Source organism: Streptomyces sp. YKOK-I1 (assembly GCF_054660435.1).
Window position 1 is genome coordinate 3,795,318 of the sequence record NZ_BAAGDR010000001.1, and the last position, 16,417, is coordinate 3,811,734.

Genomic DNA, 16,417 nt, shown 5'->3' on the forward strand with positions numbered 1-16,417 from the left:
TTCGTCATGGGTCTGTCTACCTCGTCCCCGCGTGGACGGTCTGGATCAGTCGGTTCGGCTCGCCCCTGCGGACCAGCACACCGCGGCCGGGCGGCTGCTGGGAGGCGTAGACACCGGTGAAGAGCTGGCCCTCGCTGCGGTCGCCGGACATCACCAGCGCCGCCGCGCCGGACTCGCGCAGCCCCATCAGCAGCGGCTCGTACAGGCCCCGGGAGGCGCCCGCGACCCGTCGGGTCAGGACGAAGTGCAGGCCGATGTCCTGGGCCGAGGGGATGTACGGGAGGAAGGGGGCGAGGGGCTGCTGGCCCGCGGTGGTGAGGACGTCGTAGTCGTCGACCAGGATCACGATCCGCGGGCCGGAGAAGCTGCCGGGCTCCAGGTCGGAGGCGTCCGTGCTCTCGTCGGGCAACCGCTTGTCGAGTTCGGTGGCGATGCCCGCGGCCAGGCCGGCGGCGAGCTTGGCGTTGTAGGCGTAGCCGCCCCGGTACTCCTCCGGGATCGCCCCGCGCAGACCGCGCCGCGGGTCCATGATGCCGAAGACCAGCTCGTCGTCTCCGTAGCGCTCGATCAGGCCCCGGGCGATCACCTTGAGCAGGTTGGTCTTGCCGCACTCGCTGTCGCCCATGATCAGCAGGTGCTGGTCGTGGTGGAACAGGTCGAGCAGGACCGGCGCCAGGTGGGTCTGGTCCAGGCCGACGGCCACCCGGCGGGGTTCGGCGGACGGGCCGGGCAGCAGGTGCGGTTCGAGGAGGTGCGGCAGGACCCGGACGGGCTGGGCGACCTCGCCGGTCCAGGTCGCCCGGACGGTCCGGGCGGCGCGCTCCAGGACCGCGCCGAGGTCGGCGGTGTCGGCCAGACCGTCCGTGCGGGGCAGCGCGACCTGGGCGAACAGCTTGCCGTCGGTGAGGACCCGGCCCTTCTCCTCGGGCGAGAGGGTCTGGGCGAGCTTGCGCTCGATGCTGGACTCGCTCGGGTCGTTCAGCCGCAGCTCGACCCGGGTGCCGAACTGGGACTGGGTCGCGATCCGCACGTCGTTCCAGCGGAGCATGCCCGCGACGACGTGGATGCCGTAGCCGCCGCCGCGCTTGAGGATGTCGACGACGGCGTCGTCCAGGTCCTCGAAGTCGTCGCGCAGCGCGCCGAAGCCGTCGATCAGCAGCACGATCTCGGTGGAGGCCAGCTCGGGGAGGCGGCCCGCCGCGCGCAGGGTGCGCAGCTGTTCCAGCGAGTCGATGGTGTGGATCCGGAAGAGTTCCTCGCGCTGGTCGAGCATGCCGCGCACGGAGTCGATGGTGCGGGCGGCGCGCTCGCGGTCGGCGCGGCCCGCGACCCCGCCGACGTGCGGGAGTCCGGCGAGCGCCTGGAGGCCGCCGCCGACCAGGTCGAGGCCGTAGATCCCGACTTCCCGCGGGGTGTGGGTGAGCGCCAGGGAGAGGGCGAGGGTGCGCAGCAGGGTGGTCTTGCCGGACTGCGGGCCGCCGATGACCGCCGCGTGGCCGCCGGCCATGGTGAGGTCCAGGTACCACTGGCCCTGCCACTGCCTGGTGGGGTCGTCGAGGACGCCCAGCGGGACCTGGAGCGGTCCGCGCCGCTTGGCGAGCTGGGTGCCGCGCGGGCCGACCTCGAGGGGGCCCGCCACCTTGTCGAGGGCGACCGCGTCGGGCAGCGGGGGCAGCCAGATCTGGCGTACCGGGCGGGCCCCGGCGCCCTCGATCTGCCCGACCATGACCCCCATCTCGGTCGGCCCGGTCTCCCGGCGCCGCATCTGCGGCTCCTGCGGGGCGGCGCCCTCCTCCTGGCCGAGGGTGTTGTACGCCTCGTACTCCAGGGCGAGCGGGCCGGTGTCCTCCTGCTCGCGGCGCACCGGGCCGCTGTAGGCGCCGGAGACGTAACCGGCCTTGAAGCGCTCGTAGTGGCTGGTGTCGACCTTGAGGTAGCCGAAGCCGGGCAGCGGCGGCAGGTGGAAGGCGTCGGTGGTGTCGAGGACCGTGCGGGACTCGTCGGCGGAGAAGGTGCGCAGACCGAGCCGGTACGACAGATAGGTGTCGAGGCCCTTGAGCTTGCCGCCCTCGATGCGCTGGCTGGACAGCAGCAGGTGGACGCCGATGGAGCGGCCGATACGGCCGATGGACAGGAACAGGTCGATGAAGTCGGGCTTGGCGGTGAGGAGTTCGCCGAACTCGTCGATGACCACGAAGAGGTGCGGCAGCGGGTCGAGGTCGGGGCGCTTCTCGGCGCGCAGGGCGGCGTAGTGGCCGATGTCGGCGACGTTCCCGGCGTCCTTGAGGACCTGCTGGCGGCGCTTGACCTCGCCGGCCAGGGAGGCGTGGACGCGTTCGACCAGGCCCGCCTGGTTCTCCAGGTTGGTGATGACGCCGGCCACGTGCGGGAGGTCGGCGAAGGGGGCGAAGGTGGCGCCGCCCTTGTAGTCGACGAGGACCATGGCGAGGTCCTCCGGCGGGTGGGTCGCGACCAGGGCGAGGACGAGGGTGCGCAGCAGTTCGGACTTGCCGGAGCCGGTGGCGCCGACGCACAGCCCGTGCGGGCCCATGCCCAGCTCGGAGGACTCCTTCAGGTCGAGCAGGACGGGTTCGTGGGAGTCGCTGACGCCGATGGGGACGCGCAGGAAGGCGCGTTCGCCGCGCGGCGCCCACAGCCGGGTCAGGTCGAGGTCGGCCACGTCCTCGATGCCGAGGAGTTCGGCGAAGTCGACCGGCCCGGAGAGCGGGGCGTCGGCGGCCATCGAGTCGGCGGACAGCCTGAGCGGGGCGAGCATGCGGGCGAAGCCCTCGGCGAAGGGCACGCCGATCTCGTCGACCGTGCCGTGGGCGCCGATCGGCTCCTCCTCGCGGAGGTCCTCGATGGCGATCCGCTCGCCGTCGACGGTGATCCGCACCCCGACGCTGCCCGGTTCCTGCACCCGTTCGTCGAGCAGGTGCAGGATGGTGATGCCCATCTCCCGCAGACCGACGGCGTCGTCGGGGCGGGGCAGGTCGACGGCGTCGTCGCCGTGCGCGTCGGCGACGACGAGCAGCCGGGAGGTCATGCCGAGGGCGTCCTTGCCGGAAAGACCGCGGCGCACCTCGGCCGCGAAGGAGGCGCGGCGGCGCAGCTCGGGGCCGATCTGCCGGGCCAGTTGCGGCACGGAGGGCGCGATCCGGCGGGCGGCGACGGGGCCGTCGTACTGCTCGGAGTCGAGGAGGTGGGGCAGCCACTTCGCCCATTCCCAGTCGGCGATCCGGTCGCCGGGCGCGGCGAGCGCGAACGCCACGTCGTCGGGGGCGTGGGTGGCGGCGGCCTGGACGAGCAGCGCGCGGGCGACGCGGAGGGTGTCCTCGCGGTCGCCGATCACGCTGATGTTGCCGACGCGGTCCAGCGGCACGGTGAGCGGCAGGTCGGTGCCGGTGCGGAAGCGGGTCATCAGCGCGGACGCCTCGTTCAGCATGAACTGGTCCGGCGGGGTCAGCACGGACGAGCCCTGCTGACCGACCTTCAGGTCCCGGACCGGCATCTCGCCGGTGCCGACCCGCACCCGCAGGAAGTCGCCGTCGACCCGGCGGCGTTCCCACAGCCGGGCCGGGTCGCGGACGATGTCGTAGAGCGCGTCCGGCGGCGGGTTGAGCACCTGGGCGGTCTCGGCGCGCTCCCGCTCCTCCTTGGACAACTCCTCGCGCAGGTCCTCCAGATAGGCGAGGTAGGCCTCGCGCTGGGTGCGGCGGGTGCGCTGGGCCTTGCCGCGCTGGGAGAAGACCAGGGTGAGGGAGCCGACGAGGGTGACGACGAGGATGATCGCGCCGAGCCCGGCGAACTGGCTGTTGCGCACGACCGTCATCATCACGACGGAGGACATCACGCCGGCGACGGGCAGCAGCGAGGTGGCGACGGAACCCGCCTTGCCCTCGGGCAGGTTGGGCGGGGCCTCTATGGTGCGCGGCTCGGAGGCGGCCGGCGGGCGGGTGGTGCGCGCCGGGCGGTGGATCAGTCGGGTACTCATCGTCTGTCCTTCGGGGTTCCCTGCGAGGGGGCCTTTCGAGGGGTCCTGTCGAGGGTCAACGGCGCTTCTGGGACAGTTCGAAGACCTCGGCGGCCAGCCGGGTGGCGGCCAGCCGGGTCGGGCGGGCGAGCAGATCGGTGCGGATGGCGCCGCCGGCCGCGAGATGCCGGTCGTACGGCAGGACGCGGACGCTCGCCCCGGTCGCCTTGAGCTGCTCGGCCGCCCTGTCCAGGTCGAGGCCGGGGTGCGGGGCCGTCTCGGTGAGGACGACGACGGTCGTGGTGGTGATGTCGCGGGGCAGTGCGCGCATCCACTCCAGCACCGAGCGAGTGCTGGCGACGCCCTCCAGGGTGGCGGGCGCGGTGAGCACCCGGGCCTGCGCGGCGGACAGCGCGGTACGGGCCACCTCGGCGGGCAGCGTCTCGCAGTCGACGACGGTCACGCCGAAGTAGCGGCGCAGCGAGACCATGACCCGCTCGTAGCCGCGGGTGTCGAGCATCGCGCCGACCTGCCCCTGGCTGCCGGGCAGCAGCCAGGCGTTCTCCGGGAGCTGGACGAGGTAGCCGGTGATGTCGAGCAGTGACATCTGCGGCTCGACGAGGGCGGCGAGGTCGCCGGTGGTCCAGCGCAGGCTCTCCGCGCCGAGCCGCAGCGGCAGCGAGCCGAGCGCCGGGTCCGCCTCGACCAGCAGGACCGGGTCCTGCCGGTAGTGGGCGTAGGTCGCCCCGAGGAGGGCGGCGACGGTGGTCTTGCCGGAGCCGCCGCGGATGGAGGTCACGGCGATCTGCCGGCCGGTGGTGACCGTCCGCTGGAGCGTCTCGGCGGTCGCGGTGGTCTCGGCGACCTCGCGCGCGGCGGAGGACGAGACGGTCCGGCGTACGGCGCGCAGGGCGCGGGTGGCGAAGGGCTCGCCGTGCCGCGGCTTGAGCCCGGTGGCGGCGAGCCGCTTGTCGACGACGGGGCGGGTGTCGGGGGCGGCACGGCGGGGGCTCTGCTGCGGGGCGGTCTGCGGGTGCTGTTCGGCGTACGACTGCTGGGGCTGGGGCTGCTGCGGAGGGTAGCCGTAGGCGGGCTGCGGCGGGTGCTGATGCTGTTGTTGCTGCTGCTGCGGGTAGCCGTAGCCCGGGGTCTCGGCCTGCGGGCCGGGCGCCTGGGGGTTCTCCGCCGCAGGCTGCTGCGCGGGTACGCCGGGCCGCGGACCCTGCGGTCCGCCGCCCCTCAGGTCGCGCAGCACGTCGTTCTGCCAGTTCTCACCGCTCGGCATGTCGCCCTTCTCCCAGACCTCAGAACTTGTCGAGCAGTTGCCCGTAGATGCCGAACACGCCGACGGCCAGCGGGAAGAGTCCGATCACCCCGAGGGACTCGACGAGATCGGCCAGCCGCCGCAGCCGGATCCGGACGTGTTCGGGCGGTTCGATCGCGAGGACCAGCAGCGGCAGCAGCGCGGCGGCCCCCAGCAGGGCCAGCGCACCGGCGCCGCCGGCCTGGTCCAGCCACAGCACGGCGAGCCGTACGACGAGGACGGCGGCCGCCCCGAACAGCGCCACGACCTCCACGACCAGCGGGAAGGCACGGGCCCGGGACAGCAGCACCACGGCGGTGAGCGAGGCCAGGGTCACCGTCCAGGCGCTCGGCCGGTCGGCGGTGGTCAGCAGCCAGCCGCCGCCGGCCGCCGAGGCGGCGGTGACCACGGTGGCCAGCGCGAGCCCGCGGTGCGTGGCGGCGAGCGCGTTGGAGACCTGATGCCGGCTCACCGACACCCCGGTGGACCGCTTGTCGTCCAGGCCGGTGAGCCCGGAGGCCATCAGCGCGAGCCGCGGCAGCAGCCCGAGCAGCACCACCGAGAACACCGTCATCACGGCGCCGAGCCGGTCCGGACGGTCCTGTACGGCGGCGACGGCCTCCCACACGGCGGCCATGGCGACGGCCGCCCCGGCCCCGATGAGCCCGCCCCGGCCGAGGGGCGAGAAGTAGGCGAGGAGGACCATGCTGAGCACGGCCGCGGCGACGACACCGGCGAGCCGGGCCTCACCGGACCAGTCGTAGGCGTCGGCCGCGGTCCACGCGGTGAGCAGACCGAGTCCGCCGGAGGCGGCCAGCAGCGCGGTGGCGAGTCCGAGGTTGCCCCCGCCGATCTTCGCGACGACCGCGCCGGCCAGCAGGAACGCCACGGTGGCGACGGCGAGCGCGGTGGCGACGGACTCGGGCGCGAACTCCCCGCGGGCCAGGACGGCGGCGGCCACGGCGAACACGACGGTGGCGACCCCGGCGCTGATCCGGCGTGCGGCCGGGCGCCAGCGCCAGGCGTGCAGATCGAGGTCGTCGGCGACGAGGTCGGTCACGTCGTGCACGACGGGTGCGGGCGGCGCGGCGTGGGCGCGCACCAGCTGGAGCACGGCGCCGTCGGCGACCTGGGCCGAGGACAGCGTGGCGTCGTTCGGCAGCACCGAGCCGTCGGAGGTCACCAGTTGACGGGTGGTCGGCCGGGAGGCGACCCGGTCGTCGAGCAACCGCAGTATGTCGGGGAGCAGTTGGCCGATCGGCGTGTCCGACGGAAGTACGAGGTCGGCGCGCCGCCGTTCACCGATCAGGGTGATACGGCTGAGCTGGGTCCGAGACGTCGTCGCAGTGCTCACCACTCACCGGAACCTATCATCGCGTCTTTCCGGCCAACGGGCCGATTTACCGTGCACCGGTCACGCATGCTCGTCCTCTGCTCGTCCTCTTCACCGCTTCTCCCCACTCGCGCCTGCGGAGGGGCTGTTGCTCGCGGGGTCGTACACCTGCTCCTGCTGCTGTTGCTGCTTCTCCTGCTCGGCCTTCTGCTTGGCCAGCGTGGCCTGCAGGAAGGACCAGCCGACGCAGCCGGCGCAGAGTACGGCCGCGATCGCTATGCCCGCGAACACCTTGCCGAGCCGTTCGTCCAGCGTGCGCCGGCCGCGCTGGGCGCCGAACAGCAGCGCGTCACGCATCCGGCGGCGCCGCACCGCCACCGACTCGAGCAGTTGGCTGTCGTAGTCCCGTGCCATTCGTCGTCGTCCTGTGCGTAGCTTTTTGTGGTGTGCCGTCAGTCCTGCGGGGTGAGGCCGAGGTACTGCCTCATGGCGCTGTACTTCCGCTCCAGCCGGGTGCGGGTCGCCTCGTCGAGTACGGCGAGCCGGTCCGGGTCGGCGTTGTGCGCGAGGTCGGCCGCCTTGACCAGCCGGGCGCCGGGGGTGGCGAGGATCCGCCGCGCGTACGCCTCGGGCGGTTCACCCGCCCGCTTGGTCATGGCGAGGACGACGTCCTTGGTCCGCGGATCGAGGTCGGCCTCGCTCAGCCACTCCTCGCTCAGCGCATGGTCCTCGACGGCGTCGTGCAGCCAGCCCGCGGCGATCAGTTCCGCACCGCCGCCCCGGGTGCGTACGCCCTCGGCGACGGCCCGCAGATGCTCGGTGTACGGCCGTCCGGCCTTGTCCGTCTGCCCGGCGTGCGCGGCACACGCGACGGCCTCGATCTCGGCGAGGCTCATCGTCACGGCGCGCACCTCGGGTCGTGCCCGTGGTGCAGCATGCAAATTCCCCCTTACTTTGCCCGTGCAACATAAGGCACGGGAGGCGGGGGCGTACACCCGGGGTGCGGGTTGTTTCCCCCGACGGCCTCCGATGCACGGGAAACCCCGGGGCCGGCTTGCGGCCCGTGCTGCCCCGGCCCGGTCTGCTTCCTGAAGGTCATCAGCATCAGGGAGGGGGTCGTCGTACGTGCCAGGCGCGCAGTGACGCTCCGACGGCGTCCAGGAGGCCGTCCTTCGCCGCGTCGGCGATCATGCCCTCGCTGATGCGTTCGCCGACCAGCACCGTGGTGGCGGCGCGGACGGCGTCCGCCGGAGCGAGCCGGCCGTCCGGGTCCGGCGTGGGCAGCGGGGCCTCCGTCCACCGGTACTCGGGCGTGACGGCACCGACGGCGTACAGCGCCGCGCGGACCCGCATCAGCGCCTCGCTGTAGCGTGGATACGCCACGTGGATGGTCCCGTTGGGCTGCTTGCCGCCTCCGGCCCACTCGACGGCTCGGTCCTCGTCGGTAAGCGCGTCGTAGGCGTCTGCCAGCTCACGCCAGCTGTGGTGGGCGGCATCGCGGAGCTGGGCCAGCAACCAGTGGTCGTCGGCCTCGGTCACGGTGCGGGCGAGTTCCCCGACGACCTCCTTCGAGGAGGCACCGACGACCTTCCCGGCGCCCTTCGCCCGGGCGAGCCCGGCCACCACGACGGCCGGCGCGGCCTTCCGCTGCCCGGCCTCGAACACCTGCTGCGACCACTTCCCCTCCAGCTCCCGCACCCGGGAGGTACGCGCGGCACGGCGCGCCCAGCCGATGTCGGGGGCGGTGTGATCGCCCCAGACGTACCCGACGGTCTCTCCGTCGTCGGCGGTGACGGGGAAGTACCAGACGGGATGGCGGGGGTCGGGGAGGGGTACGGGGGCCGGTTGCCCGCTACTCACTCGCGGCCAGGTCCTCGACCACTCCGGCGTTGGGTGCGTCGGTCAGGGAGTCCGGCAGAGCCCTCCCCTTGTTGCCCTCCGGGTCGGCCAGCAGCTCCGCGAGGGCCTGGGACGGCAGAAGTCCTCGCTCCTTGGCGTCCTCCAGCCTGGCGTGCCAGATGCCGCCTTCGGAGTACGCCCGGGGCCCGGCGGCCTGTCGCGGCTCCCAGGTGGCGGCATCGTCCTCGTCGCCGGCCCACACGTACCCGAGGACCACACCGGTCTCCTTGTCGACCACGGAGAAGTACCGCACCGGCTTGTCGGTGCCGGTGGCGTAGCGCGGCGGTCCCGGCGACACGAGGTTGAACATCATGTCGTCGTCGAAGCGCGGGTTGATCGGTTGTTCACTGCTCATGGTGTCCACGTTCCTTTTCCTCGGGTCGATCTGCAACGCAGGAGGCTACGGCCTCGGCAGAACCTCCCCGTAGACGTGCCATTTGCCGTCGGCCTCGTCCATGAACACCCGCGTCACCTTGAACTGCGTACCGCGGGCGAGGAGCAGTTCCCGCTCACCCTTGACCAGGGTGATGGACTCCAGCCAGAGAGCCGGGGTTCCCTTCGGCACCCGCAGATGCATCCGCACCGGTTTGGCGTCGAAGGGCGGTGGCGGCGTCTTGCCGAGCGCTGTGGAGGTGAACGCCTTGTCGTCGAAGACACCACCCTGCATGTCCAGCGGCGACTTCAGGTTGAGGTGGTCGATTCCGGTGCCACGCACCACCATGATGTCCTCGGGCACCGGACGGGCGTGCATGACCTCGTCCATGTTGTCGATGGTGTCCAGGATGTGCTGGGGCGCGTCCGTGCCGTAGCGGAGACGGTTGTTGATCGGGTCGTAAGCCGAACCCGTGTAGGTGACCAGCCCGCTCTTCCTCTCCGCGGGGAGGCCGTCCATGAAGTCTTTCCAGTTCGCGTGGCCGTAGTCCAGCCCTGCCTTGTTGCTGACGCTGGGCGCGGGGTTCGTGCCGTGCGCGAGTTCGGCCTCGGCCACGGCGTGCTTCTGGGCATCGCTCAGACCACCGAACTCTGCCTTCGACATGGCCGGCTTGTACTCGAACGGCTCCCCCGCCCCGGGGTGCCCCGGCACGTCCGTGCCCGGGTGGCCCGAGGTGACCGGTACGTCGCCGCCGTGGTGGGCGCCGGCGTCCGCGGCCCCGTCCCCGACGTCCACGTGGTCCCAGGCGCCTGCGTGGTCACCGGTGTGCGCCGCGCCGTCGCCGTGGTCGGCGCCGTGCGAGGCGTCGTCGGTGTGGCTGGCGCCGTGCGAGCCGTCGTGCGGGTGGGCGGCAGGGCTGTCGTGGCCGCCGGTGTGGGGGGTGGTGGGGTCGTGCGGGGTGCTGGTCGGCACGTCGTGTGTCGCGGTGTTCGCCGGGGTGTCGTGGTACCAGGCCGACGGGGTCGTACCGGAGTGCGCACCCGCCGCGACCGCGTCGCCCGTGCTGTGCGGGATGCCGCCGTGGATACCGTCGCTCGTCGCGTGCACACCGCCGGTGTACGACCCGGTGCTCGCCGTGGAGTGCGGGGTACCCCCGTAGATGCCGTCGTTCGTCGCATGCGCCCCGGCGTACGCCCCGCTGTCGGCCGTATGCGCGGCGTACGACGGTGTGGCGCCCGGGGTCTGGGTCGTCCAGTGGGACGGGAGCCCGGAGGGGGTCTGGTACGACGCCGGTACGGACTCGTGCGGGACCGGCGTGGTGTCGATGGTGCCGTCGGGCGAGAGGAGGTTGCCGTTCGGGTCCAGCAGACGGCCGTCGGGAAGGTGGACCGAGCCGTCCGGCAGTGTGGGCATGTCGATCTTGCCGAGGCCCTTCAGCCCCTTGGCGATGTCGCCGATCTTCGACAGCCCGGCGCCCGCGCCCTTGGCGATGTACGTCATCGGGTCGATCACGCGACCCGCCTTGCCGGCTACCGACAACACCTTCGCGACCGCGCCCGCCTTGCCGGCGCCCGCCGCGGCGCCGCCCGCGCCGCCGGTGAAGACCGTGGTCAGGACGTTGAAGGTGACCGCACCGGCCGCCCGGCCGGGGTTCTTGCCCCACTCGTCCCAGGCGACCAGCGCCTTGCCCGTCTCCTTCATCGCCGTACGCGAATCACGGATCCAGGAGGGCAGTTTGTCGTCGGGGATGAGCCAGAAGGCCGTGCCCACCCCGGGGATGGACGCCAGCGCGAGACCCGTCGCCAGCTGCGCGAGGCCCTTCCACGCCTGGCCCATCGCGTCCCAGCCGCCGAAACCGACCAGCGTCCCCAGGCCCTTGATCGTGCCCCAGATGCCGTCCACGATCAGGCCGTCCCACACGAAGGACTTCACCCAGTGGCCGACCTCGTACCAGTGGTGCTTCTCGTCCACCGGGTCACCCCAGGGAAGCTTCGCGTTCTTCAGGTCCTCCGCGTTGAAGCCGTACTGGTCCTTGCGCTCCGAACCGTCGCCCGCGACCATCTGGGTCCCGCCCCAGATCCCGGTGATCTTGTTGTGGCAGGTCCGCTCCGCCGCCCAGAACGCCGCCACCGTCGCCGTGATGTCGTCCCGGATGCCGTTGTGCTCGTCGACCTTGTCCTCGTCGTACTCCCACTCGTCGTCGTCCTTCACGGAGTCGACGAAGGTGGTCGCCTTGGTCTTGAGCTCCTTGAGCTTGGAGACGAGGGGGCGGATCTCGGTGGCGTAGGAGGAGAGGGCGGACGACACCGTCTCCAGGTCCGTCCCGAAGTCGTCGGCCCGGTCCTGCACCGGCTTGGTGGTGCCGAAGAGCTGCTCGGCCTCGGGTGCGTGGTAGAACGCCGACAGGCCCTGGAACTGGGTGTTGACGTCCTTGCCGGTGTCCCGGACGTTCCCGGCGTCCTTCTTCAGACTCGCGTGGTCCAGTTCCAACTGCGCCAGGTCACCGGTGAACTGGGGGATCTGCTCGGGCTTGATCACGCCTTGCCCGCCCCCGGGATGTCCAGCTTCGGCGCCTTCAGCGTGTTGCGCTGCGCCTCCAACGCCATCTGCTCATCACCGTTCAAGTACGCGGTGGTGGCGTCCACCACGCCCTGGAGCGACTTCCCGGCACGGGCCGCCACGAACGACAGGTCCTTCGACGCACGCTCCGCGTACTGCGACAACGCCAACGCCACCAGACCACCCTGCGCCTGCTCACCACCCGCCGCCGGAGCATCCGCCGAAATCGTCCCCGCACTCGACGCCGCCGACGTCAGATGCTCACCGAACGCCGTCGCATGCTTCTGCAAGTGCGACGCCGTCTCACCCGTCGTCTTCACCACACCCGAAATACCCTGCGGTTGCAGATCCCAGCCCGGCATCAGTCAGTCCCCCGTTCTCCGACGACTCAGCCGATGTTGTCCACCGCGGACTTCGCCCGCTGGATCGTCGACTGCGCCGTACCGTCGTTCTGCTCCAACGTCGACTTCAACAGCCCGATGATGTTCCGCACCTCAGTCGACGCACGGTTCCACCGCTGCTCCTTGCCGTGGTACTCATCCGCCACACCATCAGCCGTGAAGTCAGCCATCGCCGCCTTCACCTGACGATCACGCTGACCGATCACCTCCTCCAGCCGCGCCACCACCGCCTGGATGTTCCCCTGCGCATCCGCCGACGCACCCGTGTCGTACGACCGACGATCCGAACCCGCACCAGCCATCACAAACCACTCCCCCTGGACTCAGCGAGCGCCGAACCGCGCCGCGTCGAAGTTCGCCGCCGACATCTGCTGCCGCGCGTTGTCACCCTGCTCCTGATCACCCGACGAGAACGCCGAGTCCATCCCCGACTGACCACCCAGGATCCCCGACAACGACGCGTTCAGATCGTTCGCGATCTCATCCGCACGCGCCTTGAACTGATCGAACATCGCACGGCCCGTACCGTTGAACTTGCCCTCCAACGGCGTCGCCGCCTGCACCAACTGCTTGATCAACGAACCCAGATCATCACTCGACCCACGCGAATCACGCTGCAACGTCGACAGCGTCTGCGCACCCATGTCGAACTTCATGAAGGCCCCCGTTCGGCTCACTTGACTCACATCACGCGCACTGCACGCAGACCCATCCCTATCAACTGACCGATTGCCTATGCAATCGAGGGTGACGATCCGCACAGAGACACCACAAGCCCATGACCAACACATGGGGACACACAGGCCAGTTCACCCTGAACCGCCCCCCACTGGCTCCACGCCCTCGTCCCGGTTCGGACCGTGCCGCAGGCCGTCCTCGTAGCATTCCAGGCTGACGAGCGCACCATCCTGGTGCTCCACGGCCTCGCCCGTGAAGAGCTCGCCCCGGAACAGCAGGCGCTGATACGGATCGGTGCAGCCGGTTCACGTCCGCTCAGAGCATGTCGGTGAGGTCGGGGCCCAACCCGTCGATCAGGTCGGGCATCTCCAACCCGTACCCCTCCGCCCGCCCGAAGTACGTCGGATCACCGGCCTCGGCGGCCACACCGAGCATCGATTCGAGTTCCTGAAGGGCGGCGGCAAGACGAGGAGCATTTCGCCTCTGCACATCCGGGTGCGGAACCCCACCGAAGTCGCAGTAGCCCCAGACATCATGGAACACGGCGACTTCCGCGGCCAGATGGCGCTCATCGGCGTAGACGGTGAGTCCGACGAGACCGGGCTCGCTGTGCTCCGCGCCTCCCGCGTCGATCCAGGTGCCCGTGCCGGAAACGCTCAGCGCGCCGATCTCGGCGTCCGGGAACCCCACAGGGCGACACTGCTGAATACGCTGAGCGAGTTCAGCCTCATTCAGTTTTCCCCGAAGCGCGAGACCCGTGGTGACACCGACACTGCCACGCCCGGCGACGAGCCACTGCCACTCCAGCGTGTCCGGCTCCAACAGACCATGGTCACGCAGGAGGGAAGACATCCGTACAGCGGTCACCAAGGCGGAGTCCAGACCTGGCGGCGCGAACGCGTCCAGCTCCCATTCCCACGAGGCGCACTCAGCAGGTGCGCGCATCAACGTAGACATGCGGATTCCTTAGGGATAGATCTGGCCGCCGGGCGGAATGGTGACCGAGCCGTCCCGGAATCGGATCTGGAAAACCGCTCCGGTCTTCTGAGCGTAGAACTCGACGTCCTTGACGGTTGACTCGGTGAGAGCGGCTCGCGTGTCGTGCACGTCCAGAATGGCGACCTTGGGGCCGTCGATCTCGCCGCCCAGCTGCTTCTGAGCGATCTTACGCGCCGCGGAACCGATGCCGTGCTCATGCTGCACGTCCTTGAGCTGGCATCCGTACTTGATCTCGTCTCCCGACTTCACGAGAACGTCGAGATCCAGATTCTCCTTCGGCAGCTTGTGCTCGAAGGCCAGATCCTCCACCCCGTGCGCTCTCAGTTCTGCCGCGTACTCCATCGCCTGGTGAACTGCGGGGAGCATCCCCTTCTGCTTGGTCTGGTTGAGCAGTTCCCGGTAGCCCGGGCAGTCGGCGAAGTCCCCGCGAGCGATGTGCTCGGCCACTCCGGCACCGTAGTCCCCCTTGCGCAACTGGGTGAGCAGGCGCTGCTGATCCTGCGCCGACATCTTCGCTCGGTCCAGCGCCGCCTGGACCCCGGCTTCCTGGTCCAGCGTCATGGGGCCGGTCGGAGGACTGGCCGCGTGGTCACCCTCGCCGACCCTTTCGGGGTCATGGAAAGGTTCGTGCCCGCCACCCGGGGTGTCTCCCGGAACACCGCCCTCGCCGGATCCGCCCGGGCTGCCCTCGTGGCCGCCTGGCGTGCTGCCGCCCTCATGACCGTGTCCCGCCGAGCCGGTCTGCTCATGTGTGCCGGTGGTCGGGCCGTCGTGGTGTGATCCCGGACCGTCGCCGTGATGGGTTCCGGGGCCATCGCCGTGGCCGGTGGGTGACTCATGGCTCGCGGAGGGGCCCGCACCATGCTCGTGGGCCGAGCCACCGGGGAGGTGGTCGCCCGTGTGGGCAGCCGGTGTGGTGGTCACGTCATCGCCGACGCGGCCGACGTCGCCGAGGTTGGTGTCGAGGCTGTTGCCGAGGTTGATGTGCTGGGCCCCGGACTCCGCCGCGTGGGTGCCGGCGCCGACGAGGGCGGGTTCCTTGGCCGGGGTGTCGACTCGGGGGACGTCGGAGCCCGAGGTGGGGTTGTCGGGTTGGTCGACGATGTCGCCGGGGCCGTCCTGGGCCTCCTTGAGGACGGTGCCGTTCTCGTCGAGGAGGTTGCCCTGCGGGTCGTAGTAGCGGGCCGGGGCGCCCGCGTCCGTGGGCAGCTTGACCGAACCCTCCGGCAGGGCGGGGGTGTTGTCGGGCAGTTTGAAGTTGCCGTCCGGGAGCCTGGTCACGCCGTCCGGGACCGCCGCGCCCTCGGGCAGGTGGATCGTGCCGTCGGGGAGGTGGACCGTGCCCTCGGGGAGCGTGATCGCGTTGTCGGGCAGCTTCGGGATCTCGATGTCGCCGATTCCCTTGAGCCCTTTGGCGATGTCGCCGATCTTCGACAGGCCCGCACCCGCGCCCTTGGCGATGTACGTCATCGGGTCGATCACGCGACCCGCCTTGCCGGCCACCGACAACACCTTCGCGACCGCGCCCGCCTTGCCGGCACCCGCCGCGGCGCCGCCCGCGCCGCCGGTGAAGACCGTGGTCAGGACGTTGAAGGTGACCGCACCGGCCGCCCGGCCGGGGTTCTTGCCCCACTCGTCCCACGCCACCAGCGCCTTGCCCGTCTCCTTCATCGCCGTACGCGAATCACGGATCCAGGAGGGCAGTTTATCGTCGGGCAGGAGCCAGAACGCCGTGCCCACCCCCGGGATCGAGGAGATGACCAGGCCCGTCGCGAGCTGCGCGAGGCCCTTCCACGCCTGGCCCATCGCATCCCAGCCGCCGAAACCGACCAGCGTCCCCAGGCCCTTGATGGTCCCCCAGATACCGTCCACGATCAGGCCGTCCCAGACGAACGACTTCACCCAGTGGCCGACCTCGTACCAGTGGTGCTTCTCGTCCACCGGGTCACCCCAGGGAAGCTTCGCGTTCTTGAGGTCCTCCGCGTTGAAGCCGTACTGGTCCTTGCGCTCCGAACCGTCCCCGGCGACCATCTGGGTCCCGCCCCAGATCCCGGTGATCTTGTTGTGGCAGGTCCGTTCCGCCGCCCAGAACGCCGCCACCGTCGCCGTGATGTCGTCCCGGATGCCGTTGTGCTCGTCGACCTTGTCCTCGTCGTACTCCCACTCGTCGTCGTCCTTGACCGACGCGACGAACGTCGACGCCTTCGTCTTCAGCTCCAGCAGCTTCGAGACGAGGGGGCGGATCTCGGTGGCGTAGGAGGAGAGTGCGGAGGAGACCGTCTCCAGGTCCGTCGCGAAGTCGTCGGCCCTGGTCTTCACCGGCTTCGTCGTCGCGAAGAGCTGTTCCGCCTCGGGTGCGTGGTAGAACGCCGACAGGCCCTGGAACTGGGCGTCCACATCACTGCCGGTGGTCCGGACGTTCCCCGCGTCCTTCTTCAACGCGGCATGATCCAGCTCCAGTTGGAACAGATTGCCGGTGAACTGCGGAATTTCCTCCGGCTTGATCACGCCTTGCCCGCCCCCGGGATGTCCAGCTTCGGCGCCTTCAGCGTGTTGCGCTGCGCCTCCAACGCCATCTGCTCATCACCGTTCAAGTACGCGGTGGTGGCGTCCACCACGCCCTGGAGCGACTTCCCGGCACGCGCGGCCACGAACGACAGGTCCTTCGACGCACGCTCCGCGTACTGCGACAACGCCAACGCCACCAGACCGCCCTGCGCCTGCTCACCACCCGCCGCCGGAGCATCCGCCGAGATCGTCCCCGCACTCGACGCCGCCGACGTCAGATGCTCACCGAACGCCGTCGCATGCTTCTGCAAGTGCGACGCCGTCTCACCCGTCGTCTTCACCACACCAGAAATACCCTGCGGTTGCAGATCCCAGCCCGGCATCAGTCAGT

The 16,417-nt window shown here is 70.7% G+C and carries 14 protein-coding genes; all 14 read right to left on the minus strand.

The genetic code is table 11. From position 1 onward, the window contains the following. Positions 1-16: 16 nt before the first annotated feature. The 14 genes from eccCa to ACYQ8Q_RS16510 all read right to left on the minus strand — a co-directional run bounded on the left by eccCa (position 17) and on the right by ACYQ8Q_RS16510 (position 16,409). Positions 17-3,994, minus strand: a complete 3,978-nt coding sequence (eccCa, locus tag ACYQ8Q_RS16445; RefSeq protein ID WP_460065653.1) for a type VII secretion protein EccCa — start codon at positions 3,992-3,994, stop codon at positions 17-19. 55 nt (positions 3,995-4,049) lie between these two features. Then, complete coding sequence (locus tag ACYQ8Q_RS16450; protein WP_460065654.1) at positions 4,050-5,258, minus strand: nucleotide-binding protein; 1,209 nt, start codon at positions 5,256-5,258, stop codon at positions 4,050-4,052. A 19-nt stretch (positions 5,259-5,277) separates the two neighbouring features. Continuing rightward, entirely contained in the window at positions 5,278-6,633 is a 1,356-nt protein-coding gene (eccD, locus tag ACYQ8Q_RS16455) for a type VII secretion integral membrane protein EccD (RefSeq protein ID WP_460065656.1), read from the minus strand. A gap of 87 nt (positions 6,634-6,720) precedes the next feature. Next, positions 6,721-7,023 carry a hypothetical protein gene (locus tag ACYQ8Q_RS16460; protein WP_460065658.1) on the minus strand — a complete coding sequence of 101 codons (303 nt, stop codon included), beginning with the start codon at positions 7,021-7,023 and terminating at the stop codon, positions 6,721-6,723. 38 nt (positions 7,024-7,061) lie between these two features. Next, positions 7,062-7,505 (minus strand): HD domain-containing protein, encoded by a 444-nt coding sequence (locus ACYQ8Q_RS16465; RefSeq protein WP_460073346.1) that lies wholly within the window; start codon positions 7,503-7,505, stop codon positions 7,062-7,064. A gap of 208 nt (positions 7,506-7,713) precedes the next feature. Then, entirely contained in the window at positions 7,714-8,469 is a 756-nt protein-coding gene (locus ACYQ8Q_RS16470; RefSeq protein ID WP_460065660.1) for a DUF6508 domain-containing protein, read from the minus strand. Further along, entirely contained in the window at positions 8,462-8,863 is a 402-nt protein-coding gene (locus ACYQ8Q_RS16475; RefSeq protein ID WP_460065661.1) for a hypothetical protein, read from the minus strand. The genes ACYQ8Q_RS16470 and ACYQ8Q_RS16475 overlap by 8 nt, the downstream gene beginning before the upstream one ends. Positions 8,864-8,908: 45 nt before the next feature. After that, positions 8,909-11,419, minus strand: coding sequence for an ADP-ribosyltransferase (locus tag ACYQ8Q_RS16480; protein ID WP_460065663.1), 2,511 nt, complete (start codon positions 11,417-11,419; stop codon positions 8,909-8,911). Beyond that, complete coding sequence (locus ACYQ8Q_RS16485) at positions 11,416-11,802, minus strand: DUF6507 family protein (RefSeq protein ID WP_460065664.1); 387 nt, start codon at positions 11,800-11,802, stop codon at positions 11,416-11,418. Before ACYQ8Q_RS16485 ends, ACYQ8Q_RS16480 begins: the two co-directional genes overlap by 4 nt. Before the next feature lie 26 nt (positions 11,803-11,828). Further along, a complete protein-coding gene (locus ACYQ8Q_RS16490) occupies positions 11,829-12,143 on the minus strand; it encodes a pore-forming ESAT-6 family protein (protein WP_359290079.1) in 315 nt (104 codons plus the stop codon). A gap of 21 nt (positions 12,144-12,164) precedes the next feature. After that, positions 12,165-12,497 carry a hypothetical protein gene (locus ACYQ8Q_RS16495; RefSeq protein ID WP_133911612.1) on the minus strand — a complete coding sequence of 111 codons (333 nt, stop codon included), beginning with the start codon at positions 12,495-12,497 and terminating at the stop codon, positions 12,165-12,167. A gap of 337 nt (positions 12,498-12,834) precedes the next feature. Next, positions 12,835-13,476, minus strand: coding sequence for a hypothetical protein (locus tag ACYQ8Q_RS16500; RefSeq protein WP_460065665.1), 642 nt, complete (start codon positions 13,474-13,476; stop codon positions 12,835-12,837). A gap of 9 nt (positions 13,477-13,485) precedes the next feature. Further along, positions 13,486-16,026: a hypothetical protein gene (locus ACYQ8Q_RS16505; protein WP_460065666.1), complete on the minus strand. Its 2,541-nt coding sequence runs from the start codon at positions 16,024-16,026 to the stop codon at positions 13,486-13,488. Continuing rightward, the gene (locus ACYQ8Q_RS16510) at positions 16,023-16,409 is read right to left on the minus strand and encodes a DUF6507 family protein (protein ID WP_460065664.1); all 387 of its coding nucleotides are present in this window, start codon (positions 16,407-16,409) and stop codon (positions 16,023-16,025) included. The genes ACYQ8Q_RS16505 and ACYQ8Q_RS16510 overlap by 4 nt, the downstream gene beginning before the upstream one ends. Between the last annotated feature and the right edge of the window lie 8 nt (positions 16,410-16,417).